This window comes from Coprothermobacter sp. (genome assembly GCA_013824685.1).
Classification (GTDB): domain Bacteria; phylum Caldisericota; class Caldisericia; order Cryosericales; family Cryosericaceae; genus Cryosericum.
Genome location: PNOG01000013.1, coordinates 1 through 24,550 on the forward strand (window position 1 = coordinate 1; position 24,550 = coordinate 24,550).

General features: G+C 59.4%; 20 protein-coding genes. 7 read left to right on the plus strand and 13 right to left on the minus strand.

Annotated elements, in window-relative coordinates:
- The first annotated feature begins 111 nt into the window (after positions 1 to 111).
- From C0398_04730 to C0398_04750, 5 genes are all read left to right on the plus strand, one after another.
- A complete protein-coding gene (locus tag C0398_04730) occupies positions 112 to 1,449 on the plus strand; it encodes a hypothetical protein (protein ID MBA4365295.1) in 1,338 nt (445 codons plus the stop codon).
- A gap of 1 nt (position 1,450) precedes the next feature.
- On the plus strand, positions 1,451 to 2,047 hold the full coding sequence (locus C0398_04735; GenBank protein ID MBA4365296.1) for a hypothetical protein: 597 nt from the start codon (positions 1,451 to 1,453) through the stop codon (positions 2,045 to 2,047).
- A 91-nt stretch (positions 2,048 to 2,138) separates the two neighbouring features.
- A complete protein-coding gene (locus tag C0398_04740; GenBank protein ID MBA4365297.1) occupies positions 2,139 to 3,245 on the plus strand; it encodes a Nif3-like dinuclear metal center hexameric protein in 1,107 nt (368 codons plus the stop codon).
- 234 nt (positions 3,246 to 3,479) lie between these two features.
- Positions 3,480 to 4,637 (plus strand): alanine racemase, encoded by a 1,158-nt coding sequence (gene alr, locus C0398_04745; protein MBA4365298.1) that lies wholly within the window; start codon positions 3,480 to 3,482, stop codon positions 4,635 to 4,637.
- Positions 4,634 to 5,461 (plus strand): hypothetical protein, encoded by an 828-nt coding sequence (locus tag C0398_04750; GenBank protein ID MBA4365299.1) that lies wholly within the window; start codon positions 4,634 to 4,636, stop codon positions 5,459 to 5,461. Before alr ends, C0398_04750 begins: the two co-directional genes overlap by 4 nt.
- A 380-nt stretch (positions 5,462 to 5,841) precedes the next feature.
- Here C0398_04750 and C0398_04755 read toward each other — a convergent pair whose 3' ends face one another.
- The 11 genes from C0398_04755 to C0398_04805 all read right to left on the minus strand — a co-directional run bounded on the left by C0398_04755 (position 5,842) and on the right by C0398_04805 (position 20,000).
- The gene (locus C0398_04755; GenBank protein MBA4365300.1) at positions 5,842 to 6,546 is read right to left on the minus strand and encodes an anaerobic ribonucleoside-triphosphate reductase activating protein; all 705 of its coding nucleotides are present in this window, start codon (positions 6,544 to 6,546) and stop codon (positions 5,842 to 5,844) included.
- Positions 6,547 to 6,649: 103 nt separating this feature from the next.
- Positions 6,650 to 6,847, minus strand: a complete 198-nt coding sequence (locus C0398_04760) for a hypothetical protein (GenBank protein MBA4365301.1) — start codon at positions 6,845 to 6,847, stop codon at positions 6,650 to 6,652.
- Positions 6,848 to 6,886: 39 nt separating this feature from the next.
- Complete coding sequence (locus C0398_04765) at positions 6,887 to 8,314, minus strand: hypothetical protein (GenBank protein MBA4365302.1); 1,428 nt, start codon at positions 8,312 to 8,314, stop codon at positions 6,887 to 6,889.
- Positions 8,315 to 8,328: 14 nt separating this feature from the next.
- Positions 8,329 to 10,380 carry a ribonucleoside triphosphate reductase gene (locus C0398_04770; GenBank protein ID MBA4365303.1) on the minus strand — a complete coding sequence of 684 codons (2,052 nt, stop codon included), beginning with the start codon at positions 10,378 to 10,380 and terminating at the stop codon, positions 8,329 to 8,331.
- Positions 10,381 to 10,572: 192 nt separating this feature from the next.
- Positions 10,573 to 12,111 (minus strand): hypothetical protein, encoded by a 1,539-nt coding sequence (locus C0398_04775; GenBank protein MBA4365304.1) that lies wholly within the window; start codon positions 12,109 to 12,111, stop codon positions 10,573 to 10,575.
- 1 nt (position 12,112) lies between these two features.
- Positions 12,113 to 13,387 carry a hypothetical protein gene (locus C0398_04780; GenBank protein MBA4365305.1) on the minus strand — a complete coding sequence of 425 codons (1,275 nt, stop codon included), beginning with the start codon at positions 13,385 to 13,387 and terminating at the stop codon, positions 12,113 to 12,115.
- Positions 13,384 to 14,334, minus strand: a complete 951-nt coding sequence (locus C0398_04785; protein MBA4365306.1) for a magnesium chelatase — start codon at positions 14,332 to 14,334, stop codon at positions 13,384 to 13,386. The genes C0398_04780 and C0398_04785 overlap by 4 nt, the downstream gene beginning before the upstream one ends.
- A 56-nt stretch (positions 14,335 to 14,390) precedes the next feature.
- Entirely contained in the window at positions 14,391 to 15,866 is a 1,476-nt protein-coding gene (locus C0398_04790; protein MBA4365307.1) for a hypothetical protein, read from the minus strand.
- Positions 15,867 to 15,876: 10 nt separating this feature from the next.
- A complete protein-coding gene (locus C0398_04795; protein MBA4365308.1) occupies positions 15,877 to 17,184 on the minus strand; it encodes a hypothetical protein in 1,308 nt (435 codons plus the stop codon).
- A gap of 54 nt (positions 17,185 to 17,238) precedes the next feature.
- Positions 17,239 to 18,756 carry a hypothetical protein gene (locus C0398_04800; GenBank protein ID MBA4365309.1) on the minus strand — a complete coding sequence of 506 codons (1,518 nt, stop codon included), beginning with the start codon at positions 18,754 to 18,756 and terminating at the stop codon, positions 17,239 to 17,241.
- Positions 18,757 to 18,758: 2 nt separating this feature from the next.
- Positions 18,759 to 20,000, minus strand: coding sequence for a hypothetical protein (locus tag C0398_04805; protein MBA4365310.1), 1,242 nt, complete (start codon positions 19,998 to 20,000; stop codon positions 18,759 to 18,761).
- A gap of 51 nt (positions 20,001 to 20,051) precedes the next feature.
- Between C0398_04805 and C0398_04810 the strand changes: the two genes are divergently transcribed.
- Positions 20,052 to 21,089 carry a hypothetical protein gene (locus tag C0398_04810; GenBank protein ID MBA4365311.1) on the plus strand — a complete coding sequence of 346 codons (1,038 nt, stop codon included), beginning with the start codon at positions 20,052 to 20,054 and terminating at the stop codon, positions 21,087 to 21,089.
- Between the two features lie 132 nt (positions 21,090 to 21,221).
- Positions 21,222 to 22,088 (plus strand): hypothetical protein, encoded by an 867-nt coding sequence (locus C0398_04815; GenBank protein MBA4365312.1) that lies wholly within the window; start codon positions 21,222 to 21,224, stop codon positions 22,086 to 22,088.
- Here C0398_04815 and C0398_04820 read toward each other — a convergent pair.
- Both C0398_04820 and C0398_04825 read right to left on the minus strand, forming a co-directional pair.
- Entirely contained in the window at positions 22,048 to 22,947 is a 900-nt protein-coding gene (locus C0398_04820) for an EamA family transporter (protein MBA4365313.1), read from the minus strand. The genes C0398_04815 and C0398_04820 overlap by 41 nt on opposite strands.
- Before the next feature lie 146 nt (positions 22,948 to 23,093).
- The gene (locus C0398_04825) at positions 23,094 to 24,536 is read right to left on the minus strand and encodes a two-component system response regulator (protein MBA4365314.1); all 1,443 of its coding nucleotides are present in this window, start codon (positions 24,534 to 24,536) and stop codon (positions 23,094 to 23,096) included.
- Positions 24,537 to 24,550: the final 14 nt, after the last annotated feature.

Sequence of the window (24,550 nt, forward strand, 5' to 3'; positions counted from 1 at the left end):
ACCCCAGGAAGAAGTGAAATCGCGGAGGAGCAGCTTGACAGCACGGAATTGCAGGTGACAATTGGTGTGTAGGATGCAGGTTCATTGGTCTCATGTGGAGGCAACGTCTTAGTGAGTGAAAGACTGCCGCGGTCGGGCATTGCATACATAGTGTTTGTGGTGCTCGCCGCTGTGGGGACCGCCGTAGTGGGGTGGTCTCTGCGTGACACGAGCGCTCCGATCAGCGTAGCATGGTTCCTGTTGGTGCTCGTGTTCGTCATCCTTGCCGACGTCTATCCAATCGTCAGTTTCGGATATGGTAGAGAGGAGACAGAGGTTACGGTCTCGCTGGCCATAACGTTTGCAGTGGCATGCATCTGGCTTCCGGTTCCTGGTATGGTCCTGGCTGTCCTGGGAACGATCGGGAGTGACCTGATTGGTCACAAGTCGCTGGAGAAGATAATCTTCAATGCCGGTCACTACGCCATCACGGTGGGAGGTACCAGCATCGTGTACGGCTGGCTCAGATCCCCCGTGGTGGGATTTCTTGAAGGACGAAACCTGCTCGCGATTCTTGTGTGTGCCTTCTTCTACTTGATTGCCGACTCTCTCGTTTTCTCCGGGTTGTTCGCGAGCCTCACTCATCAGAGCTGGCCGAGGGTACTGGGTTCATTCCTCAGGCAGAGCTGGCTTGACTCGGCAGCACTCATCCCACTGGGAATGGTTCTGGCTGCGCTGTTTCGAGTCAACCCCATCGCCATACTCCTTATGTTGCCGACATTTCTCCTTCTCTATGCGGCGTTGAAGCGAGAGCAGGCGCTCCGCAATCAGACGCAGGCTATCCTCGAGAAGCTCGTCGACGTCCTGGAGAGCAAGAGTCCGGAGACAGCTCAGCACTCTAAGCGCGTGCGGGCGTGGGTTGAAGAAATGTGTAATGAGCTTGGCATGGAGAGTGGCGAAGAGGCCATGGTTTTGCAGGCTGCTGTGCTGCACGACCTGGGGAAGGTCGGGCTGGACGACGGCCTGCTGCGCAAGCCAGGACTGAGCGCGGAGGAGTTCCATCACATCATGGAGCACCCGGGGGTTTCCGCCGCCCTGCTGGAGGGGCTGACGCTGTTCCAGGGCGGACGGGAGATCGTCCTGCACCACCATGAGCGATATGATGGCAAGGGTTACCCGGACCATCTCGTGGGTGAGAACATTCCTCTTGGTGCGCGCATCATTGCTGTTGCAGATTCGTTCGACGCCATGGTGAGTATGCGACCCTACCGGGCCAAGAGCCTCACGATCACGGAAGCCCTGAAGATCCTGGACCAGGAGCGCGGGGCACAGTTCGATCCAGAACTGGTGGTCACATTCACGAAGCTTGTTCATGCACACCTTGAGATAGGAGACATGACCAACTTCCCCTCCGCTGTGCAGATCGACTCGACGGACGGAGTCAGCATCGCAGCGGGCGTTCAAGCCTAGTATGCTCGTCCTGATTGTCCTGGGTGTCGCGCTGGTCTCCAGTCTACTCACCGGGGGACGGCTCCGCTACATCGAAAATTTTCACCTGAAGGCTCTGCCTCTCGGCGTAGGGGCGTTCGTAATTCAGCTACTTATTTTTACGTCCCGCGGGGAATCGCTGCTTGGCGCGCTGCTTCCAGGCGTCTATGTCCTGACCCTCCTCATGCTCCTGGCGTTTCTGCTGCTGAACCGCAGGGTTTTCGGCGTTCCGATTCTTCTGGTCGGGCTGATGCTCAACGTCCTTGTCATCGGCGCAAATCACGGACGTATGCCGGCTGATCCCCAAGCGCTTGTCGCCACCGGTCAGGGCTCTCACGCAGAGGAGCTGGTCAGGGATGGCACCGCAGCCAACGTCGTTCTCATGAGTGACCGGACGCACCTCAATCTTCTGGGAGACTATATCGTCCTGCCGTTTCTCGGCGACATGGGTTCGGCCTACAGCGCGGGCGATCTCGTGGCTCTTGCGGGAGAAGCCGCTCTGGTGTTCGGGATGGTACGAGCGGACAGAACAGCGCACGCTGGTTCAAACGAGGACCAGCTTCCTGGAACCGGAAGCTAGCCTGGGACTTCCCTGGTGAGTTGCCTGTCGGTTCGGTCATTCGTGGCGTATACTCTTGTCGAACGCAATGTGCTGACACAGGAGGTGCGCAATGCGCATCCGGGAATTGTACGATCTCGTCGACACGGTAGCTCCGTTTCGGCTGCAGGAGGAGTATGACAACGCAGGACTGATCGTCGGTTCAATGGACGACGAGGTACGCGGGGTCCTCCTTTGTCTGGATGTCACGCACGAGACAGTCGAGGAGGCGGACCGGGTTGGTGCCAATCTCATTCTGTCCCATCATCCTCCCATCTTCAGGGCTATCAAGAAGCTGGACCCGATCCAGCACTCGGCGCTGTTGGCCGCCATTCGTATGGACATGGCTCTGTTGGCGGTACATACGAACTTCGACGCTGCCCCGGACGGTCTCAACACATTTGTGGCGCGTCGGATGGGCCTCACTGACCTGCGCATTCTTGAGCTTCACGAGTCGGAACGGTTGTACAAAGTTGTCACGTTTGTTCCTCCCGAGTTCAGAGAACAGGTCCTGGAGGCGATGTTTGGCGCTGGGGCAGGGCATACCGGGTCGTATTCGCGCACGTCGTTCCGGGCCGGCGGGACGGGTGGGTTCGTGCCTGATCCTGGGGCACATCCCTTCGTGGGTGAGGAGAATGCCATGACCAGCGTGGCCGAGGACCGCGTCGAGACCATCGTGTCCGGCCGGGACCTGGCATCTGTCCTGAAGGCCCTCCGCGGGGCGCACCCATACGAGGAGCGGGCAGTCGACGTTTTCGAGGAACATCTTCCTGGGAGTCCAGTTGCCGGGTTTGGACACATGGGGAGGCTGCCTCATGTCATGGGTCCGGAAGAGTTCGCCACGTTCATCAAGTCGTTCTTCGCTCTTTCGGTATTGCCGGTGGCCGGGACCCTGCCGGAGGCTATCGAACGCGTGGCCTTCTGTTCCGGAGCAGGATCGTCACTTCTCCCAGCTGCAATCAGAGCGGGAGCCCAGGTACTGATCACGGGAGATGTCATGTATCACGGGGCGCTCGAGGTGTCTCAGGGGGGAGGCTGTGTAGCCATTGTCGACCACTACAGCTCTGAGCGTTTCTTCGCGGCTGCGATGGAGGAGGCGTTGCGGAGCGCGGCAGGAGACAGGGAGTTGCCGCCACTGCACCAGTCGACCGCGGACTATCAGCCTGTCAGATTCTGGTAGAAGGGGCAGCAAAGAAAACAGCCCGAAGCGCGATCGCGGTCCGGGCTGTTTTCGAAGGAGGGCATATAACCGATAACGAAGTTATCGATTACACCGCTACTATACGGAATACCTGATTCTTGTCAATGGCAACGTTTGCATACTTGGCGGTGACCGTGGACAGCATGCCTGCAGACTGCGTATCAGTGAGTATTCCTGTGTTGAACGCTCTCTGAATCGTGCTATTGTTTTGTCATGAAGAGAGAGGACAAGGTTTCGGTCGAGCAGTTCGGGCGTTCCACGTGGCTGGAGATCGATCTGGCCTGCGTACGGGGCAACTATCACGTCATCCGTGGGATGGTGCCGGCAAAGACCAACGTGCTGTGCGTTGTCAAGAACGATGCCTATGGGCATGGTGCGGTGCATGTGGCGCGGGTCCTCCAGGAAGAAGGCGCCGACTGGTTCGCACTTGCTTCGCTGGAAGAGGCTCTTGAGCTTCGACGAGCTGGAATCAAAGGTCGCGTGCTGGTGTTTGGCTATGTCCCTGTATTCGGAGTCCAGGAGGCAATCGCTCAGGGTATTACGCTCAGCGTCCCCAACGACGACGTCGCCCGCGAACTCGTCGAAGCCGCCGCCGGAAAGCAGCTGACGGTCCATCTCAAGGTGGATACAGGCATGGGACGAGGCGGCGTTCTTGCGGAAGGGGCGCTGGACGTGTTGCACAAGCTGAACGGGATGAAAGGTCTTGAGGTCGAGGGGCTCTATTCGCATTTTTCCTGTGCGGACTCGGACGAATCGTACTCCTCCATGCAGTTGCGCAGATTCGAGAAAGTTCTGCATCAGTCGACCGTGGAGGGGATACGGCCTCCTATTGCCCATTTCTGCAACTCGGCCGGCATCCTGACCATGAAGGCTGCGACCTTCGAAGGGGTCCGTCCGGGGTTGCTGCTCTATGGTTGTTCGCCCATTGAGGGCGTGCCGATTGCGGGATTGCGACCGGCAATGTCGATGAAGTCCCGGGTGATGGCGTTCAAACAGGTCCCTGCTGGCTATGGCATCAGCTATGGGCGCAGCTATTTGACTTACAAGCCGACGACGGTGGGTATCCTTCCAGTAGGCTACGCGGATGGCTATTCCCGCATGCTGTCCAACAAGGCCTCGGTGCTCATTCGTGGCAAGCGGGCGCCGGTCATTGGACGGGTGACCATGGATCAGACCATGATCGACCTGTCGGACGTGCGGGGGGTGACGGTGGGCGACGAAGCTGTTCTTATGGGTGAAGCCGGAAACCAGCGCATCACCGCGGGTGATCTGGGCTCACTCGCCCAGACGATCAGCTACGAGGTCCTCTGTATTGTCGGGAAGCTCGTTCGACGCGTGTACCACGACCAGCCGAAGCCTGAGACAGAGTGAAGCAGGACACGCGGTACGTTTCCGTTCAGGAAGCGCTTCAAGGGGTTCTTGCGACGGTCGCATTTCCATGTGCCGTGCACGCTGAGCTCTTGAGTGCAGAAGACCGTTGTCTCATCTTCTCCCAGAACGGCAGCCTCCCGTTTGGAGCCGCGTCGATCATTAAGATCCCGCTCCTGGTCTGCGTTGCGCAGCTGGTGGAATTGGGTGAACTGGCGTGGGACCGGCCCATTCGTCTGACAGTTCCTGCCCCTCATGGGACTGGCCTTCTCAAGCATCTGGACAGCACTCGCCCGTGGTCGGTCCAGGATCTGTGCATCATGATGATGGGTGTGTCTGACAACATGGCCTGCAACCAGCTTATCGAGGAGATCGGCATGGAGCGTCTGAACGATGTCCTGCACCGCCTTGGCTATGCCGTGACCAGCATTCGACGTCGGATGATGGACCGCGAGACACTCGCCCGTGGAATCGACAACAGCGTGACCGCCGCTGAAATCGCCAACATGCTGGCGCAGCTGTACACGCATCGTCTTGTCTCGAACGCGGCGAGTGAACGCATCCTTGGCTATCTGCGCATGAACCAGCTGAGAGACCTGATTGCCTGGCCGCTTCCCGGCAGTGCCGCTCTGGCGGGAAAGACGGGTGGTATGCCTGGTTCTCTGCTCGACGCTGAACTCGTGAGCGTGACGGGCGGCCCGACATACTCGCTGTGCGTGTTTATGGCAGGATTTGAGCGTGCACTACAGGCCAAGCGTCTGATGGTGCAGGTGTCGGAAATGATCTACGGCGCTGTCTCAGGCGGCAGGAGGTCGGACTCTGTCTGAGTACGTGGCGAGACAATACTGCTGCTGAACGCTCTTGCCGGGGTACCCTGGGGCTGCGACACCGCATCCCCAGGGTATGTGATATCGTGTGCCTGCGAAACACACGAACTCACGCTGTCTACAGTGGGGCGGTCCGCTCCGGATTTAGTGTCGAGCAATGATCGCCACAACTACGGGTGCGCCTGTGGAGTGCTTCCTTCCTTGTCTGTAAGGACGGACAAGTGTTCCGCGGTAGCTATCCCCACCAGATCACCCTTCCTTGCTAATGTAAACGTGGCAGAGACAAATACGTTACAGCGTGAAAGGCGACTGATGATGTGGGGGCCGGCGTCTGCAGACAGGAGCGACCGGGGTGGATGCGGTGAACGGGTCGGCTCAGCCTAGATGCCGCCTCGTGTGGTGATGTAGAGGAGAGGGTAGTGCAGGCGCGTGCGGTCCGCAATGGTCTCGAGGTCGCCGGACTCAAATCCTCTGGCACGGACAAGGTCCGGGTCGAGGGTCTTGGTAGGGACGAAGTTCTGGATGACGTATCGCGATCCAGGGGGCAACATGCCGGCGATGCCATCGATGTCGACTTCGTTGAACAGCAGAGGCAAGATGGTCGTCCGATATTCATGGACGGTGTCACTCCCGGCCAGAAGCTGTATCGAGATCTCCGCGAGGGCGAGAGCATGCGGGTTACCTGTCACGTCACTGTATCGCGAGGCCGGCGCTTTCACATCCATGGCAACATAGTCCAGAGAGCTTGTTTCCAGAAGGTTTCCAAGCATCTCGGGGTCGGACCCGTTAGTGTCCAGCTTGACAGCATAGCCGAGAGCGCGAATGCGGTCGATGAATCCGACCAGATCGGCGTGAAGCGTCGGTTCTCCCCCGGTGATGCAGACGCCGTTGAGTTTGCCCCTGCGGCGTTCGAGAAACGAAAAGAATGCCTCTTCGGTCAGTCGCGGCGTATCCTCCGTCGCGGTAACGAGCTCAGGGTTGTGGCAGTACGGACACGCGAAGTTGCAGCCCACCGTGAACACGGTTGTGGCCAGTCTGCCCGGGAAGTCGCTGAGCGATAGTGGTTCGTAGTGCGCTAGCCTCATGTCGCCGTTTTTCCACGAGAGGGTACTTCCCTCGTGACAATATGAAAACGCCGCTGACAGTTCTGCAGGAGGTCCATGTCCAGCGGCGCTTTGCGCAACGCGATCATTGTGCTGTGTTGTGTTGTTTCTTTGCCTCGAAGCATATCCTGTCGGCCCACTCCGCCTTTTTCCCCTTGTTCCATTGGGAAACGGGCCTCAGATAGCCAACCACGCGGCTGTAGACTTCAGTCCTTGTGCGTCTCCACGCGGATACCGTTATCCCGTTGTCCAGCAACAGGTCCCCATTCTCTAGTTCTTTCACTCGTCACCTCCTCTTACCAGGCAAAGTATAGTCGGGACTTCAATTAGATACAGTGACACTGCTTGTCGCTACGAACGCCGTCGTTCCCGATGGCAGCATAATCCGGATTGCCCGTTTGTCCGCCGTCATTCCCATTGCAACGACGTTGTCACCCTTTTCAAGTACGGTCGTGGCGGTTCCGCTGAGACTCTCGTCGAGGTAGACATTGACAGTCTTGGAAGCGGTTACCTTGGCAAACGGCGCATACGTTGTCGATCCGCGCGCTATTCTGGCATATCCGCCATAGACCCAGCCGGTCTTTCCCTTTGCCTGACCGAGCCCCTTTGCCTGAACCCAGCCCTGACCGAGAGCCAGAGCTGTCCTTGTCTCCGTGGGGGCTGCCACTTCCAGGACCTTGCTGCCGATGGTAATGGGCCGGTCCCGGAACATAAGTCCCGTTTCGGTCGTCAGCGTCGCGCCGGGCTGCATGCCGGCGGCAACGGGTGCAGTGCCGCCCGTGAATTGATAGGCGAACAGCGATGGGGCGCTGCTCTTGACGATAAGCTTGGGGCTGCGCGAGCCCTCGACGTACTGCCACGTCTCATAGGTCAGTGGGGCGGTCTTGCCGTCGGCGCTCGTACCTGAACCATAGATGCCAAGTTCGTAGACAAGTGTCTTGCTATCGGTCGTCCGTGATGCGCCGCGCACGAAGGGCTGGAGGATGCCTGTTGACGTGGGTGGCGGAGTTACGCTCGTGACCTTGCCATCCTTGGTCTTGATGCCGAGGAACGCCCCCTTGGTATCCTGCATGGGGCCAAAGAATGTACCATCGGCAAACGTGACTCCTGTCGGGCCGAGAAACGTGTGAGCCGTGTCGAAGCCGAGACTTGAGGCGGCGATCGTCCAGATGCCGCCGGGAGAGACGATGAGAGGTGTCGATCCGTCCATGATCAGTCGCGTCGTCCGGTCAAACTGTTCTCTTGTCAGTGGAACCTGTGTCCAGAATGAGCCACTTGTCGTGCCTTCATAGCCCAGTGAAGTTATGGCCAGCTGCAGCAGCCGCGGAGTCGTCGTCGGCGAAGCCTCGACCAGCAGGACGCCACTCGAAGAACAAAGCAGTTTGGGCCACATCTCGGTTTTGCCCTGGCTGATCACAAGTTCCTGCTTGGACGCCAGTTTCCGGTCGACAGCCTTGTAGGAACCGTTGGCTTCGCTGGTCACGTAGACAAGCTCGCCTCCGGCGGGGTGCCAGTCGAAGGTGACGACCGTACCCACCTTGGTCAGCTGTGTCTTGCGCCCGCCTACCCACTGCCAGAGGTCGCCCTTGTCCAGATACAGTCCGACATCATTCTTCGAGGGTCTTGCCGTGGTCCCCGGTGTGCCGTTCGAATTCAGGTTGCGTGCGACGAGGAACACAGACGCAGCAAGAACCAGGACAGCGACGGCAAGGAAGATGGCTTTCTTCTTGGGACGACGGAATCTTCTCATGGGGCAGACACCTCCTAGCTTTCAGGACGGGTTGCAAACGGGACGTCTTCAGAGGCAGGGCCCGCAGCTACCTTCTGTGCCTCGACGACCAGATCTTCGTCGCACCTGGGGCAGAATGGATGATTGCCGGCGATGTACCCGTGTTTGGGGCATACCGAGAACGTGGGCGTTAGCGTGAAGTAGGGCAGTCGATAGCTGTTCGTGACTGCGCGCACCAGCTGCTTGGCCTGATCCGCGCTTTCCAGCCGTTCGCCGAGGAACAGGTGGACGACGGTGCCTCCTGTATATTTGACCTGAAGCGGGTCCTGGAGGTCAAGCGCCTCGAACGGGTCGGTCGTGTACGTCACGGGCAACTGCGTGGAGTTGGTGTAGTAGGGGTCGGCTCCGTTCTTGACGGCCTCTTCGTTTGCCACGATGATGTCTGGATACAGAGCCTTGTCCTGCTTGGCCAGCACATAGGTTGCTGATTCGGCGGGGGTTGCTTCAAGGTTATACAGCTGTCCACTTGCGTGCTGGAACTCCTCTAGCTTGCCCAGCATGAAATCCATGATCTCGAGCGCCAGACGTTGTCCGTCGGGTTCAGCAATTGTGACACCGGCGAAATTGAGCAGGAGTTCGTTCATGCCGTTGATACCAATCGTGTTGAAATGGTTGGCCCAGTAGAACCCGTTGCACTGCTTGACTCCATCAAGGTAGTGACGTGAATAGGGATAGAGTCCTGCCGTCGTCAGGTTTTCGATGATCTTGCGCTTGATTTCGAGCGACGTGCGAGCGACGTCCATGACGTGGGACAGGTGCCCGAACAGCTCGTCTCTGCTATGAGAGAGGTAGCCGATACGCGGGAGGTCGATGGTGACGACCCCAATGGAACCGGTGAGAGGGTTGGCCGCAAACAATCCGCCGCCTCTCTTCCGCAGTTCGCGCGTGTCGAGCCTCAAACGACAGCACATTGAGCGGGCATCGTCCGGATCCATGTCGCTGTTCACAAAATTGCTCCAGTACGGGATGCCGAACTTGGCGGTCATCTCGAAGATGGGGTCATAGACAGGGTTCTGCCAGTCGAAGTCCTTGGTAATATTGTACGTGGGGATGGGGAACGAGAAGACACGGCCCTTGGCGTCGCCGGCAAGCATGACTTCGGCGAATGCGCGGTTGAACATGTCCATCTCTGGCTGGAAGTCCGCATAGGTCTCGAGCACAGGCTTTCCGCCGATAATGGCTTCCTCGCCGGCCGTGGCGCCGTGCGGGTGCAGATCCAGGGTGATGTTGCTGAAGGGGGATTGGAAACCCGACCGTGTGGGGACGTTCATGTTGAACACGAACTCCTGCACGGCCTGCTTGACCTCGTCATAGCGCAGGTGATCGTAGCGGATGAAGGGCGCGAGATAGGTGTCGACCGAGCTGAACGCCTGTGCGCCGGCTGCCTCACCCTGCATGGTGAAGATGAAGTTGACCATCTGCCCCAGCGCCGAGCGGAAATGCTTGGCGGGCTTGCTTTCGACCTTGCCGTACACGCCTCCGAGTCCCCTCAGGAGAAGATCCTTGAGGTCCCAGCCCACACAGTAGGCTGCCAGGTATCCCAGATCGTGAACGTAGATGTCGCCACCCACGTGCGCGTCCCGTACTTCCGGCGGATAGACCTCGTTCAACCAGTACCGACTCACGACGCTTGTCGCAAGGTGCATGTTGAGCCCCTGAAGAGAGTAGCTGGTGTTGGAGTTCTCGTTGACGCGCCAGTCCAGTTTCTCCAGGTATTTCTGGATTGTCTCGCGGGGGTCAAGCAGTGTCTTGAGGTCGCGCAGCTTTCGGTGCTGCTCGCGGTAGAGGATATAGGCTTTGGCCGTCTTGTGATGGCGTGACTCCATGAGAGTCTGCTCGACGAGGTCCTGGATCTGTTCGACCGTGGCGATGTCGTCGGGGATCTGGGCGACGATAATGCGCGTCAGGCGTTCCGGTTCAGTCTCGTCGAATTCCTTCGTAGCCTTGCCGGCTTTCATGATAGCGATGCGTATCTTGGCTTGGTCGAAGGGTACTTTTTCACCTGTGCGCTTGATTACGTATTGCATGCGTATCGCCCCCAAGTACTGCTGATGGTCTTGACTCATTCTGCGCCGGACACTTCAGACTGTCGCACCCTCAGCAGGAACATAACCATTCTACGGTGGCAGGAGAGTGCGTCAAGCATTGTGAAGATGCGGCTCAAGGGCTTGACAGAACCAAAATACCTGTTCTGGGAAGGATGTCCCGCGTCGAATTGTCTACGTGATTGTGACGGCGCGCGATTGGGAGGACCGCTTGCCCTCAATTGCGGTCTTGATGGCGGCGACAAGACTCTTGTACGCGTCCCGAGACGCAATGGCCTGCTGAGGTTGAATGTCCTGGTCAGAATAGCGGGCCCGGTAGAACGCTGTCACAAGGAGTTCCAGAGAAGACGCGACGGTTTCGGACCGTTCACGGGCTCGTATCACCAGCTCTTCGGGGGTCTCGCCACGGGCAAGAGAGAGAGGCAGGTCCTGAAGGGCGGCAACTCCCATGTAGAAAAGGGCGATGACAGCCTCGCGCGGGTTCGCAATCAGCAGAGCCTCGTCCAGGGATGCCATCCGGCGAATGGAAGCGGCAACCTGTCTCCGTTCCTGAGAGTCTGTAATGGTGCGCAGAAAGCCGTAGCGCGTTTCGAATGCTGCCCTCGAGAGGATAAGCACGACCATGAAGACGATGGCGACGGCAGCCGCCGAGGCGACGACGACACCAAGAACCTGCAGCCATGAGGGCACGGGGAGCGTTGCCTGGCGGAGCGCCTGGTCGATAGCCGCAGGCTGCTGGGCGCGGGCAAGTTCACCGATCCTGCCCAGTTGCTCATATAACTTGGCCAGTGCCGGTCCTCGAGGCAGTTGCAGACCAGAGACCAGGACAGCGGCGAGGGCGGCGGCGCCAAGGATGAGCAACGGAGGCGTCAGCATGCGCAGGACATGAGAGATCGGACTGCGGGTCAGCAGCATGAGAATGATGAGTCCCAGAACCAGCGTCAGCAATCCGAGGACAAGAGGCACGGCCCACGGCAGCAGCGTGCGTTCGAGGCCATACAACCACAGTCGGAGCATCGGGGCGACATAGCGGACCGGGTTCCTGGATGACTGCTGTCCGCCTGGGACTTGACTCGATTGCTGAGGTGGCAGAGGCGCAGGGGCGTCCGGAAACAGAGAATGCTGGACGAACGTCGACAGGGGACCCTGGGCGGGAGAGCGGCCGACGGGAGAAGCACTGACGATGACGACAAGCAGGAAGAGACTGACCAGCAGGGGGAGAAGCGGACGGAGGCCGTTGCCATGAGGGACCTCTTGGCGGTTGGCCAGGAGGCCGGCTGTGCCTAGAATTGCCAGGGCGGCCGGCGCGATCCAGGGAGATCCCTGACCGGTCAGCGCGGCAGCGACGGCCAGCCATACGATGAGCGACGCAGTCTTCCGCGGAAAGGCACGCGACGTCACCAGTGCACACGTCGCCGCCGTCAATCCAGCGAACACGAGTGCCAGTGCGATGGAGGCAAACACGATCTCGGCACGGGGTGAGCGCAGCGTAAGGGCCAGGAGGGCGGCCAGTCCGCCGGTCGCTGCTCCCCAAGCCAGCCAGGTCGGCCAAGCGCGCCGAAAGAGCGTTGCGAAGGCGAGTGCCACACACGGCAAGGCTGCCCACCAGAAGGGAACTGCCGTGTGGGTGAACCACCACGCGGCCATCCCTGCGACTGCCGCTGCTGCGAATCGTTCCGGAAGGTTCCGCAGGTGCAGATGGGGCTCGTTCACGTCAAATCCCCGACAGGACGCCAAGCGTGTCGTTGAGTCCAATGATGGACAGGTCGACACCTGCATCGCGCAGGACCTTCTGGGCAGACCGCAGACGCTCGATCTGCACATAGTCCTGCATGAAATAGGGAGTCTTGTGCTCGTCGTAGTGTCGAAAACTTCCCTGCGGGAACAGGGCGATGGATAGCCTGGAGAACTGTGCTCGCATCCGGAGCAGTGTCCCGATTTCGTTCTCGGTCATTTCCTGCTGGATGAGAAACAGCTGCGAGCGCGAGGGGATGGCGAACTTCCGGGTCTGCAGGTAATCCAGGAAGACGGCTTTGGATGGATCGGGCTCGACGACCGACTGGGCGCGGGCGAGCAGAGACAGGCACTTGACGAGATGGGCACTGCCGGTTCCATAGCCGCTGTTCAACTGTTCCCGCCCCAGGATTATCAGTCCGAAGGGCAGATGGGCGTCGCCGGCATAGTTCGCAATGGAGCCGGCGACGGTGCACATATAGTCCTCAAAAACGTCGGTATCGAAGATCGGCGTGTGGCGCAGTGTCAGGTTGAGCAGGATGACGACGGTCTTGGAGGCGCTGGGGCTGAAGTCTTTTGCATATAGTGCCCCGGTATGTGCGGACACCTTCCAGTGAATGCGGTTCAGCGGGTCGTCCGCATACGGGTGAGTGCCTGTAAGCTGGCTCGTGTCGTAGTTCGGGGCAAAGCGCACGCGCTGTCCGTCGAGAGGAGATGTAAGGGCGATGCGTAGCCGGGGAAAGGAAAGTAGCCGGGGAAAAACGGTGACACGCTGTGGACTGGATAACGCGCGAGACAGCGAGAACACCCGGAGGGGGTCCTGGATGGTCACGATTGTGTCACCTACTTGATAGTCCCCCCGCCGATTGGCCTCGAAGAAGACCATCAAACCGCTCGGAGCGTGTCTTTCATGTTTCTTGACCAGATAGGGTGGCAGGCACAGCGAGACGTCATAGCGTAGTGGGCTGCGTGCTCCGGTACCGGTCAGACTCACACTGACCATGTCCGGCTTGCCCATCATGACCAGCTGACGCCTGACGAGGACCGAGACGCCGGCCGTGTCGATCGAACGCATCATGACGACGGGCAGCACGACACTGTACAGGACGGCTGCACATGCGGTGAAGAACAGTGCATGACTTCCCAGGACAAGCCACAGCACGGCCAGCCCGGCCCCGAGAGTCAGGCCGCGGGAGGCGGTGCGGAAGCACCCCTCGCATTGAACCAACATGCTCGGGGGGAGGTACCGCTTCATTGCTTGCTGTAGTCAGCCAGTTTGGGAATGGGGACGTTCTTGAGAGTATTGGTCACGACCTCGTTGGTCGTGACGCCCCGGAGACGGGCTTCAGCCTGCAGGATGAGCCGGTGTCCCGAGACGAACGGGAAAACCAGCTTGATGTCGTCCGGGATGACGAAGTCGCGACTCTGAAGATACGCGTACGCCTTGCTGAGACGCATGAGGTCGATGCTGCCACGAGGAGACAGTCCAAGGTAGACGGTATCGTCGTGCCGCGTGGCGTCGACCAGCGAAACGATGTAGGTGATCAATTCCGGCGCGATGAAAACGTCCTCGACCTCTTTCTGCATCGTCGTCAGGTCGTCACGTGAGATGATACGGACGTCGTCGCTGATGACCTTGACCCGGGCATAGAAGCCGGTGACGATCTCCTCTTCCTTCTCCTTGCTCGGATATCCAATCGTCAGTCGGGCCATGAAGCGGTCCAGTTGCGCCTCGGGCAACGGGAAGGTACCCTCGTACTCGATGGGATTCATGGTCGCCATGACCACGAAGGGACGGTCCAGCTTGACGATGGTCCCGTCGATGGTGACCTGGTATTCGGCCATGGCCTCAAGCAGCGCGGACTGCGTTTTGGGGGTGCCGCGGTTGATCTCGTCTGCCAGCAGAAGGTTGGTGAAGATCGGTCCCCGTTTCAGCCGGAATTCCTGCGTTTTCTGGTCATAGACCGAAACGCCGGAGATATCCGACGGCAGGAGGTCCGGGGTGAACTGGATGCGCTTGAACTCCAGCCCAAGCGAGCGGGAGATGAGGTTGGCGAGTGTCGTCTTGCCCAGACCGGGGACGTCCTCGAGGAAAATGTGCCCGCCGGCGAGCAGCGTCGCAAAGGCGACATCGACGACCGTGTTCTTGCCGACGAAGTACTGTTCGACGTAGGATATGGCTTTGTTCAGGTTTTCGTTCATGGTCAGCTCCTTCTGTAATGTTCTGTCTTCTTCATTGTAGGCCGTTCAGACCGAAATCAACGGCCACGCGCCGGTCGTCGCGAAGCCCGGGCTTCGTTGCGTATGCTGCGGACACTTGCTTGCAGGTCTTGCAGTGTGGCCTTGGCCACAAGCACGTCTTCCCCGGTGACGCTGGGACGGCTGTACCGCGCTTTGCCAAAGAGTGTTGCCAGCTGAGCCATTGCGTTCGCGCAGGCAGGGGCTTCGACCGCCACACGCTGTGCGAACTCACCGGCGGTCTCTCCCCGTCGCAGGCGCGGCCCGATCGTCCCGACGACCTCGACGCCCATGGCAAACAACGCTGTAATACTGGTGACGGGGTCTTCCAGCAAGGCCCCCTCGTCCAGCGAAACGAGCCGGCGTACGGCCCGGATAACCTTCTTGCGCTCCGACCGGTCGAGCATCGACAGCAGGACCTCGTGACGGAACTCAAAGACCATATCCCGGATACTGGCGACAATCGACACCAGAAGGAGACTGGCCCCCATCCAGTACACGCCGGCGACGATGGTCTCGAGCGTAGCCTTGATCTCATTGTTCTTGGGAGGCAGGACGTTGCGTTCCCTCAGTGCCTTGACGATGTCGTCGTAACTCTCCCCCGGGACACGTCCTGCCTGAGCGATGCCGTTCGAAATCTGCCCGGTCTTGGCTCCCGTGTAGACGATCGCAAAGATCAGAGCAGTCGCGACGACTGCGACAGGGAAGATCAATGTACGTATGGTCTTGCCCCAGGTGTTGTGAAGGACCGAGACGGAGACGATGACTGCGGCGATCAGCACTGCCATCATGATCGCCAGCGGGAGATACATGAACCCGAACAGCTCCCAGAAGTGCTCCTCCATGACGCGTCGCAGTGTAAGGGCAGGCAGGTTGACAGGCAATCCGCCCGTTCCCGCGGGTTTCGGTGTGGACGCAGGTGTCCCTGGAAGCAGCCATACGGCAGCTCTGGGAAGAGTAGGCGCCTGTACGATGGGGGAGGCGACTGCAGCCACAAAGACAACCAGGAGGATGATGAATCCAGGCAGAAGCCGCCTGGCTGCTCGTGGGTCGGAAGCGGTGACCGCGGAGAGCATCGATGCGGCCAGCATGACGGCCAGCACGATGGTGGCGATGAGGGGGTCCGTATTGCCAAGGACAGCGTAGCAGCAGGCGATGATGCTGATGCGGAGAAAATGGGCGGGCGACTCGGCGGCCAGCGTCAGGTTGCCGACAAACCAGAAGTAGAGCTCGAACAGCACAGTGAGCAGGAGAATAGCGAGAAGCTCCTGCAGGGTATGCCGGTCGGCAGTCAGCGCCAGGTAGATGATGATGAAACACGTCTCGAGACCGTGATAGAGTCGGAAGAGTTTCTGGTTGCGATGTGGCAGCGCGATGTTCAGCAGAACGAGTGCCGCTACACCAAACCACCAGGGGACCGCAAGACGGGCAATCCAGAATGCGAGAAAACAGGCGGTATTGGCGATAATCAGCCGGGCGATGCGTGTCGTGTCCATGATGGTCTCCTCAGCCGGTGGCGAGCGTCGTGATCGGGTCGTTCAGTCCGACAATCGTCAGTTCGATGCCGTTTGCTCTGAGCACGCGCTGTTGAGACCTCAGGCGGAGCAGTCTCGACGTATCTTTCAGGAAGTACGGTGCCTGGTGCTCGCCCGGCAGGAGGAACGTGCCTTCCGGGAACAGGATGATCGTGATGCGCGCGAAGTGCTGGCGCTGCTTGAGCAAGTGCACGATCTCCGTCTCGTCCATCTCATGCGCGAGGAGAACCAATTGTGACTGCGCGGGGATCACGCGTGCGTTCTGGTTCAGCCAGTCCAGCACGATGCCGGTGTCTTCTGTCCGCACGGCCTGGGCTCTGGCTATCGCCGTGAGGCAGGAGAGAAGATGCGTGCGGTCACGGCCGGTGCCCGCCCATTCCGTATGGGACCCGATTGCCACAAGGCCGAAGGGCAGGTTGTGGTCATGAATATACTGCAGGATACTTGCAGCCGCGGTCGACAGCGTGTCGTCCAGCGCTTCCAGCGCAAAGCCCGTGTCCCGGTGTACGGTATAGTTCACCAGCAGGACAACGGTCTGAGACGCCGAGGGAGTGAAGTCCTTGACGACGAGCGTTCCCGTGTGAGCGCTCATCTTCCAGTGGATGCGATTCATCGGCTCGCCGTCATAGGGGTGAGTCCCTGTGAGCTGGCTGGTATCGACATTGGGAGCGTAGCGGACACGCTGTCCGTCGAGAGGTGACGTGAGCGCGATGTGCATCGCTGCGAGGGAAATTGGACGCGGGACGACCGTCAGGGTCAGCTGGGAGGGAACCGTGCACTGGATACGGAAAATGCGCAGTGGATCCTGCAGCGAGACGCGGGCGGAGCCCACAGTGTACTGTCCTTTGCGGGTGGCGTCGAAGAACGCGGTCATGTCGTCGTCGCCCTTCCTGCTGTGGCGCTGGATCACGTAGGGCGGGAGCAGCGGTTCGATAGACAGCAGCAGAGGTCCCGTGACCCCGTATCCGGAGGCTGTGCAGGTCAGCATGTTGGGCTGGCGTACCGTCGCGACGCTGTGTCGAAGGACGCTCGTGACCGTGAGCCGTTGGTGAAGGGCGGTGAGCATGCCGCACAGAATGACCGTATAGGACAGTGCAGCGAGCCCAACGATGAGGAAGGAAGCACTGCGGAGGAGAAGGGCGACGACAAGCATGAACAACGACACCAGCAGCCCGGCCCCTGCGGTCCTGAAGAACACGCGGAAACCAGTGGAGCGTGCCGCAGTACTGCGACGCCCCCCTGTCGGTACCTTTGTCTGAAGAATCCCCGCTGTCCCCATCTCACCTCACTCACTACATCGGGCAGGGCTCCAGCACGTTACAGACTGGTCGGGTCACTGGGAGACGGGCAATGCTCCCTCGGTTCTAATGCGCGGGTGCTGGGCCTCGACCTTCAGCATCTCCAGCAGCTCCTGGTAGGTAGCTTTGGCCAGCCTCACCTGATCGGGAGTCACGTCGACCTTCGAGTAGCGGGCGACGTAGAACAGTCGTCCCAGAACGCTGACCTTCTCGGCCAGGTCAGGATACCACCGGGCAACGCGAGTTGTCAGTTCTGTCGGCGTTTCTCCGCGTACCATCGCAAGGTCGAGTGGATACAAGGCGTTGGCGGCCATGTAGAAGATCGCGATGACCGTTCCACGTGGGTCGCGCAGCAGCTCTTCGTCATCCAGGCTGCGGATCCTCTTGATGGTTCGTTCGATGACGATGCGGTCGCGCCTGCGCCCAATGCCCTCGAGGCGGTCCCACTTGGTTGCGAATGCCTCCCGGACACAGGTGACGCCACAATAGAGCACTGTCAGGATCGACAAGTTGCGCAGAACGAGCCGCAATGCTATGACGGCGGGAGATGGAAAGAGATTGACCTTCAACCTGAGCGCAAGGAACATCTGCCAGGTACGCGGTACCAGAAGCTTGCCATTGATGATCCAGGGTGAAGAAGGACCGAACATCAGGGTGTTCAGAGCCTTGCTGTGTATGCTGATGAGAGCCACGAAGATGCAGCCCATGCCGAGCAGCAGGAGGAGAGCAGGCACAAGCTTGCGCAGGGACTTTCCCGGTCCCTGCTGGAGGACGGCACCAAGGAATATCCAGGCAAGCAGGATCACGATTGGAGCCGTCAGCAGGGAACCGACGAGGACGTGGAGTTCTTCGACAAGTGCAGTCCGCATCAGCCAGGAGCCGAGGAGACTCGTTGCAGCGGCTGGCCAGGGCTTCCACCAGTTCGTGGTATGGCGTCTTGTGATGAAGTCGACGGCCGTAGGATGGCCAAACAGGAAATCCTGGAGATTCTGGGCAGTTGATGCGCTGAACGGACCTGTCTCGACCGGAAGGGACGTTGCCAGGATGGTGACCGCGATCAGGATGATGGCAACCGGCACCAGCCGCTGGAGGAACCTCGGCCGGTCCTCGTCTGTCCCCGCAAGCAGCAGTGCCAGGAGGACGAGGAGTGACAGCACTGCGATCGAGACGCCGGCGCCCGCGACGTCGAGCGTGACCAGCAGCGCCAGCCACACGATGTTGTACAGGTAGATTGGTTCGCCAGGAGTCTTCAACCGGGTGAGAACAATGCCTGCGTAGAAGAGCATTGGCACGAGGAGAAAGAAGAACTCCCGATAGCGTGCTGCGTAATCGATGGCCAAGCGCTGACTGTTTGTGGCCAGAACGCTGATCAGAGCGACGGTGATAATGGCTTCCCACGTGAGCTTGTGCCGCTCCAGCCATGGTCCTGCCACCAGGACGGCCAGCGCGGGCAGCACGATCCACAGTGGAATAGTGGCGCGAGCTGTCCAGAAGACCAGGAGCGTCGCTACCATCATGAAGGAGATATGCAGCAGTGACTTCTCGCGATGCATGATCAGGCTTCTCCCAGGGCAGCGAGCGTATCGTTGAGACCGATAATGGACAGGTCCACGCTGGCATCTCTCAGGATCTTCTGCGTCTTCTTGAGACGTGCAATCTGTTCGACGTCGGGCATGAAGTACGGGACTGCCCGCTCGCCGTACAGCAGGAAGCTTCCGTGCGGGAACAGGCAGATCGAAATGCGTGAGAACTGCGCCTGCATGCGAAGCAGCGCTCCAATCTCCTCTTCCTTCAGCTCGTGCTGGATGAGAAACAACTGTGAGCGGGCGGGGATGCGGAGTCGTTCCCGCTGGAGATAGTCGAGGAACACTGTACTGGACGGTTCATGGTCCATGCGGGCCCGCGCGCGTGCAAGGAGGCGGTAACACGCGAACAAATGGGTCGCGTCCTTCGAGAAGCCGTTGGAGGAGAGTGTCTCCTCACCCAGAACGGTAAGCCCGAAGGGCAGCTTGCGGTCATGGCCATACTGGAGGACACTGGCGCCCACCATGGTCATGTAGTCTTCGAAGGTTTCCAGGGTGAAGCTGGGCTCGCGCCGAAGCGTCAGGTTGAGCAGGACGACGACGGTCTTTGAGGCCGACGGGGCGAATTCCTTCACCATGAGCTCACCTCTGTGAGCACTCATTTTCCAGTGAATACGGTTCATGGGGTCACTTTCGTAGGGTCGCACTCCCGCAAGCTGCGAGACATCATAGTTGGGTGCGAACTTGACGCGCTGACCATCGAGGGGAGAGGTCAGTGAGATGCGCAGTTTCTCGAGGGGAAGGACTGTGGGGAACACGGTGAGTTGCTCATCTGCTATCAGGCGCCTGCTGAGGCGGAACAGGCGAAGAGGGTCGGTCACAGTCAGGATACCCTCGCCCAGGTCATACACCCCTCGACGGTTGACGTGGAACTGCAGGACGTACGTCCGGTCGTGCCAGGACGAGCTTTCGCGGATGATGTACTCGGGGACCAGCGGCTGGAGCTGGATTGAGAGAGGGGAACGTGACGGGATGCCCTCAAGCGAAATCGTCAGTGTATTCCGTGACTTCATCTGCACGACTGCCTGTCGCAGGTGTTTGACGACCCGGATTCGGTCGCTTGTCCCCAGTACCAGCGGGACCATGACCACCGTGTACGTTGTGATGAGGGTCGCAAGATAGAAGAGGGGTCGGGTCCCGAGGACAAGCCATAACAGCGCCGCGAGCAAGGATATCAGGATTGCGCGCCCTGCGACGCGGAGAACTCGCCTCATGCTGCTCTCACGATTCCACGCCCTGTTCTTATACGCTCTCCCGAGTGCCTCATGCCAGGACCACCTCTTTGCCAGTCAGCCATGTGCTGCAGACTATGGATATTGTATGGCGACAGGGCTGATTTGCAATGCTGGAGCGGTGCAAGAGGATGCCATATCGCTACCGGGCGAGGTGCCGGCCCTGGCTGGTTGTTGTGGGTCGTCTTTTCTGGTAAACTATGCTTGCGAATACGCGGAGGTGAACAACACATGATACAAGTTGTCATGGACACGACGACAGGTATGACCAGACAGGAGTTCGACCAGTCCGGGATAGCGATGGTCTCTCTCTACGTCCGGGACGGTGACAAGCTCTACCGTGAACAGGTGGACATCTTTCCCGACGAGTTCTACCAACGGGAAAGGGAGGGTCTCATCTATGAGACCGCCCAGACGAATCCTGCAGACTTGGTTTCCGTGTTCAAGCCCATCGTGGAAGCAGGCGACGAAGCCATATGTGTGCTCATCTCAAGCGCCATCTCGGGTTCCGTGAACGCAGCGCACGTCGCTGTTCAGATGCTCGGGGCCGAAGACAGGATAACGATCGTCGATTCCCTGGAATCCGGCTACGGTGAAGCCTACCTTGGTCATACGGCAAAGAAGATGGCTGATGCAGGCGAGAATCGCGTGGAAATTGTTCGGGCTTTGGCCGACATTCGCAGCCGGACGCGCACGTACTTCATCATGGAATCACTCAAGTGGCTGTTCCATGGAGGACGCCTGACGGGAGCGCAGTACTTCGTTGGATCCGTGATCAAGCTGAACCCAATTGTCTGGTTCGACGAAGCGGGACGCATGACGTCCTACGACAAGACACGAACCATCAAGGTTGCCAAGGACCACATGCGCCAGCTGGTCGCAGACTGTGGCAAGAACGGGGTCGAGGCTGCAACCCTGCATTGGCCGGACAACCTGGATGAGGCTCAGGGGTTCCACGCCGAGATGGAGGAAATCCTCCAGGCTCCTGTGTCATATACCAAGCTGTCGTGCGTGCTGGGCGTGCACACGGGCCCTGACCTTCTTGGCCCCTGCATCATCATGAAGGCGTAACCAGAGGATCTGGTCGAAGCAGCCAGTGATGCTTATCTTGGGGCTGTCGTGCAGCACGATGGGCAAATTCCCCACTCGTGACACCGGCATACGGTGACAGGCGGTCCAAACAGGGCCCCTGAAAGGAGTCGAATGATCAGAGTCGTCATGGACTCGACATGTGGCATGACTGTCGAGGATTTTGAGAAGGCAGGCATAGTCATGGCGCCTCTCTATGTCCGTGAAGGGGAGACACTGTATCGCGACGGCGTCGACATGAAGCCGGCCGAGTTCTACAAGAAGGAGCGTGAGGGCGTCATCTTCGAGAGCGCGCAGACCAACCCCGCCGACCTGGTGCGCATTTTCGGGCCGATTCTCGAGGCTGGAGATGAAATCGTCTGTGTCATGATATCGGGGGCTATCTCGGGGTCTGTCAACGCGGCGCACGTTGCCGTCCAGACCCTGGTGGCCGAGGATCGAATTTCCATCGTGGACTCTCGCCAGAGTGGCTATTGCCAGCTGACGATGGGCCGGTTGGCCAAGAGCATGGCGGATGAGGGCAAGAGCCGCGCCAAAATCGTCGAAGCGCTCACCGAACTGCGGGACCGCACGTGGGTCTACTTCATCATGGAGTCGCTCCACTGGCTGTACAAGGGTGGCCGCCTCACAGGTGCTCAGGCCCTCATTGGGACGATCATCCAGCTCAAGCCTATCGTCTGGTTTGACGACATCGGCCGCATGGTGACGCACGACAAGATCCGGACGCTCAAGGCGGGCAAGGAACGGCTCAAGGAGTTGGTTCTGGAAATGGCCTCCTACGGCGTGGTGTCTGCAGGGTTACACTGGGCCGACAACTGGGATGAGGCCAGGGAGTTTGGGGACTGGATGGAATCGGTGCTCCACGTACCGGTCGAGTACAACAGGGTCTCCTGTGTCGTCGGCTGTCACGTGGGCCCGACGGTTCTGGGACCCGTCGTCGTCATGAAGGAGAAGCCGAAGGCGAAGAATCGCGTAGACTAAGCAGGACACCGAGAAGGACGACGGCTCCGCCGGCTAGCTGCATTACTGTCACTGTTTCGTGCAGCACGACCCAGGAGGTCAGCACACCGAAGACCGGGACAAGGTTGAGGATGTTGACCGCCTGGGTCGATGCCATTCTGGCAACTCCGTAGTTGTACAGGGAGTACCCTCCGACCGAACAGAAGACCGCCAGATAGATGACGGCCCAGACACCTTCGGCGGGGATTGGGAAAGCCGGCCGCTCAAACACACCTGCCAGAGGAAGCAGGACGATACTGCCAAACAGCATCTGAAACATCGCAGTTCTGCTGGCCGAGCTGTTTTTGGACAGGTTCTTGACCAGAATGCTGTAGAATGCCCAGCAGATGCCTGAGAGGATGATGAGTCCGTCGCCAAGAAGGCGCTTCCCTCCCAGGGCCCCTATAAGAGAACGTGGGTTGACGATGAGAACGACCCCGACGACAGACAGCGCAATGCCCCCGACGGCAATGCAGGAGAACCTCCTGTGATAGACCAGACCCTCCACCAGGAGCGACAGGACGGGAAAGACGCCCATCATCAGTGAGATCTCGGAGGCTGTCGACAGGGCAAGACCCACGTTCTCGAAGATATGGTTCAGCGCATAGCCCAGGACTCCTCCCAGCATCATGGCGCCGAATGCTCGCCGGTCCAGACGAAGGTCTTCGTGACGAACAAGCAGCCAGGCGAGCAGGATGGCGCTTGCGAGCACGAAGCGTATCCATGCGAGCCAAAGCGGAGGGATAGAGCGAAGAGCCAGCTTGGAGACGGCGAAGGACGTTCCCCAGACGAACGCCGCTGCTACGACGGACACTATGCTTCCGGTTCGGGTTGTTGGCATGATTGCACATGGTACCTTTCTGGATGGCTCTTGTCAAAGGCCCGGCTTCGCGGGCCGGGCACCTGCCCTGCCGTGAACGAACAAAGCCCCGGCGGTTGGTGTCCAGGGCTTCGCAGAGTCAGGAAATCAGGCGCAGGATGTTGTTGCTACTGGTCCCGGTCCTGCAGCTTATAGTCCCGAATCTTGTTGAACAGCGATTTGCGGGAGATGCCGAGGATCTGGGCGGCCTTGGTCTTGTTCCCACCGGACTCGCGCAACGCCTTGCGGATCATATCGATCTCCATTTGCTGGATGGCGTCTGACAGACGAAGTCCACCGTTGCCGTCTGCGCCGACTGCCTGCGGCCGCGTGGGTTGTGCCACCAGTGGCTGACCCTCAGGAGCTGAAGATTCCTCGCGTCGGTGCAGAATGGGCTGAGCGCAGAGTTCTACTGTCTCGGGCAGGAGCACGTGTGCCTGAGAGATGATGACTGCCCGGGCGATGACGTTTTCCAGCTCCCGGACATTTCCCGGCCACTCATAGGCAGTAAGGCGTTCCAAGGTCTGGTCTGCTATCTCTGTGACGTCACGCCCGTACTTGGCCGCGTACTTCCTGACGAAGTGGCGTGCCAGCAGCACAGTATCGCCGCGCCGGTCACGCAGCGGGGGAAGACGCAGTGTGATGACGTTGAGCCGGTAGAACAGGTCCTCGCGGAACTTGCGTTCAGAGACCAGTCTGGTCAAGTCCTGGTTCGTGGCCGCGATGACGCGTGCCGACGACGTCAGATGCTCTCGACCGCCGACGCGTTCGAAGCCTCCATCCTGCAGGATTCGCAGGAGTTTTGCCTGGAGCGGCAGCGACATGTCGCCGATCTCGTCGAGGAAGAGGGTGCCACTGGATGCCTGTTCGAACTTGCCGATGTGCGTATCGAAGGCGTCAGTGAAGGCTCCCTTGTCGTGACCGAACAGCTCGCTCTCGAGAAGGTTCTCCGGGATGGCCGCGCAATTGACGACGATGAACGCCCGGTCCTTTCGATGGCTGTTGTTGTGAACGGCCTTGGCGACCAGCTCCTTGCCAGTACCTGATTCGCCGAGGACCAGGACGGTCGCATCCGAGCTGGCAACCTTGCCGATCTGCTTGTAGACTTCCTGCATGAGTGGACTCTGGCCGACGAGCTCGTCACTGTTGATGACGGGAAGGTCCTCGGGGCGAGCCCGTCCTGAGAGGCATGACAGCTCGCGAAGTTCAAGAGCCCTTTTCACCTTGATTTTGACCTCATCGATGTCAAACGGTTTGGTTAGATAGTCATAGGCTCCGGACTTCATGGCGGAAATGGCGACATCCGACGAGCCGAACGCTGTCAGGAAAATGACAGGGAGATCGGGCTGGGATTCCTTGATCTTGAGAAAAGCATCCATGCCGCTCATGACGGGCATCTTGACGTCCATCAGGACGGTGTCCGGGTTCAGGGCTCTGACCTTCTCGACTGCTTCCTGACCGTTCTTGGCGACGTTGACGCGATAGCCCTCGTCCTCAAGTGACTCGCGGAGCAGTTCGCGTATGTTTTCCTCGTCGTCCACGACCAGAATGAGCTTGCTTTGGGTTTTCATAGGCAATTTCACAG

Bases quoted from the DNA above. Each gene is read 5' to 3' on its own strand.
- C0398_04765 (MBA4365302.1), bottom strand. From the start codon at position 8,314: ATGAGAAGATTCCGTCGTCCCAAGAAGAAAGCCATCTTCCTTGCCGTC.
- C0398_04825 (MBA4365314.1), bottom strand. From the start codon at position 24,536: ATGAAAACCCAAAGCAAGCTCATTCTGGTCGTGGACGACGAGGAAAAC.
- C0398_04820 (MBA4365313.1), bottom strand. From the start codon at position 22,947: ATGCCAACAACCCGAACCGGAAGCATAGTGTCCGTCGTAGCAGCGGCG.
- C0398_04810 (MBA4365311.1), top strand. From the start codon at position 20,052: ATGCCAGGACCACCTCTTTGCCAGTCAGCCATGTGCTGCAGACTATGG.
- C0398_04780 (MBA4365305.1), bottom strand. From the start codon at position 13,387: ATGAAGCGGTACCTCCCCCCGAGCATGTTGGTTCAATGCGAGGGGTGC.
- C0398_04740 (MBA4365297.1), top strand. From the start codon at position 2,139: ATGCGCATCCGGGAATTGTACGATCTCGTCGACACGGTAGCTCCGTTT.
- C0398_04805 (MBA4365310.1), bottom strand. From the start codon at position 20,000: ATGAGGCGAGTTCTCCGCGTCGCAGGGCGCGCAATCCTGATATCCTTG.
- C0398_04770 (MBA4365303.1), bottom strand. From the start codon at position 10,380: ATGCAATACGTAATCAAGCGCACAGGTGAAAAAGTACCCTTCGACCAA.
- alr (MBA4365298.1), top strand. From the start codon at position 3,480: ATGAAGAGAGAGGACAAGGTTTCGGTCGAGCAGTTCGGGCGTTCCACG.
- C0398_04755 (MBA4365300.1), bottom strand. From the start codon at position 6,546: ATGAGGCTAGCGCACTACGAACCACTATCGCTCAGCGACTTCCCGGGC.
- C0398_04790 (MBA4365307.1), bottom strand. From the start codon at position 15,866: ATGGACACGACACGCATCGCCCGGCTGATTATCGCCAATACCGCCTGT.
- C0398_04735 (MBA4365296.1), top strand. From the start codon at position 1,451: ATGCTCGTCCTGATTGTCCTGGGTGTCGCGCTGGTCTCCAGTCTACTC.
- C0398_04815 (MBA4365312.1), top strand. From the start codon at position 21,222: ATGATCAGAGTCGTCATGGACTCGACATGTGGCATGACTGTCGAGGAT.
- C0398_04795 (MBA4365308.1), bottom strand. From the start codon at position 17,184: ATGGGGACAGCGGGGATTCTTCAGACAAAGGTACCGACAGGGGGGCGT.
- C0398_04800 (MBA4365309.1), bottom strand. From the start codon at position 18,756: ATGCATCGCGAGAAGTCACTGCTGCATATCTCCTTCATGATGGTAGCG.
- C0398_04785 (MBA4365306.1), bottom strand. From the start codon at position 14,334: ATGAACGAAAACCTGAACAAAGCCATATCCTACGTCGAACAGTACTTC.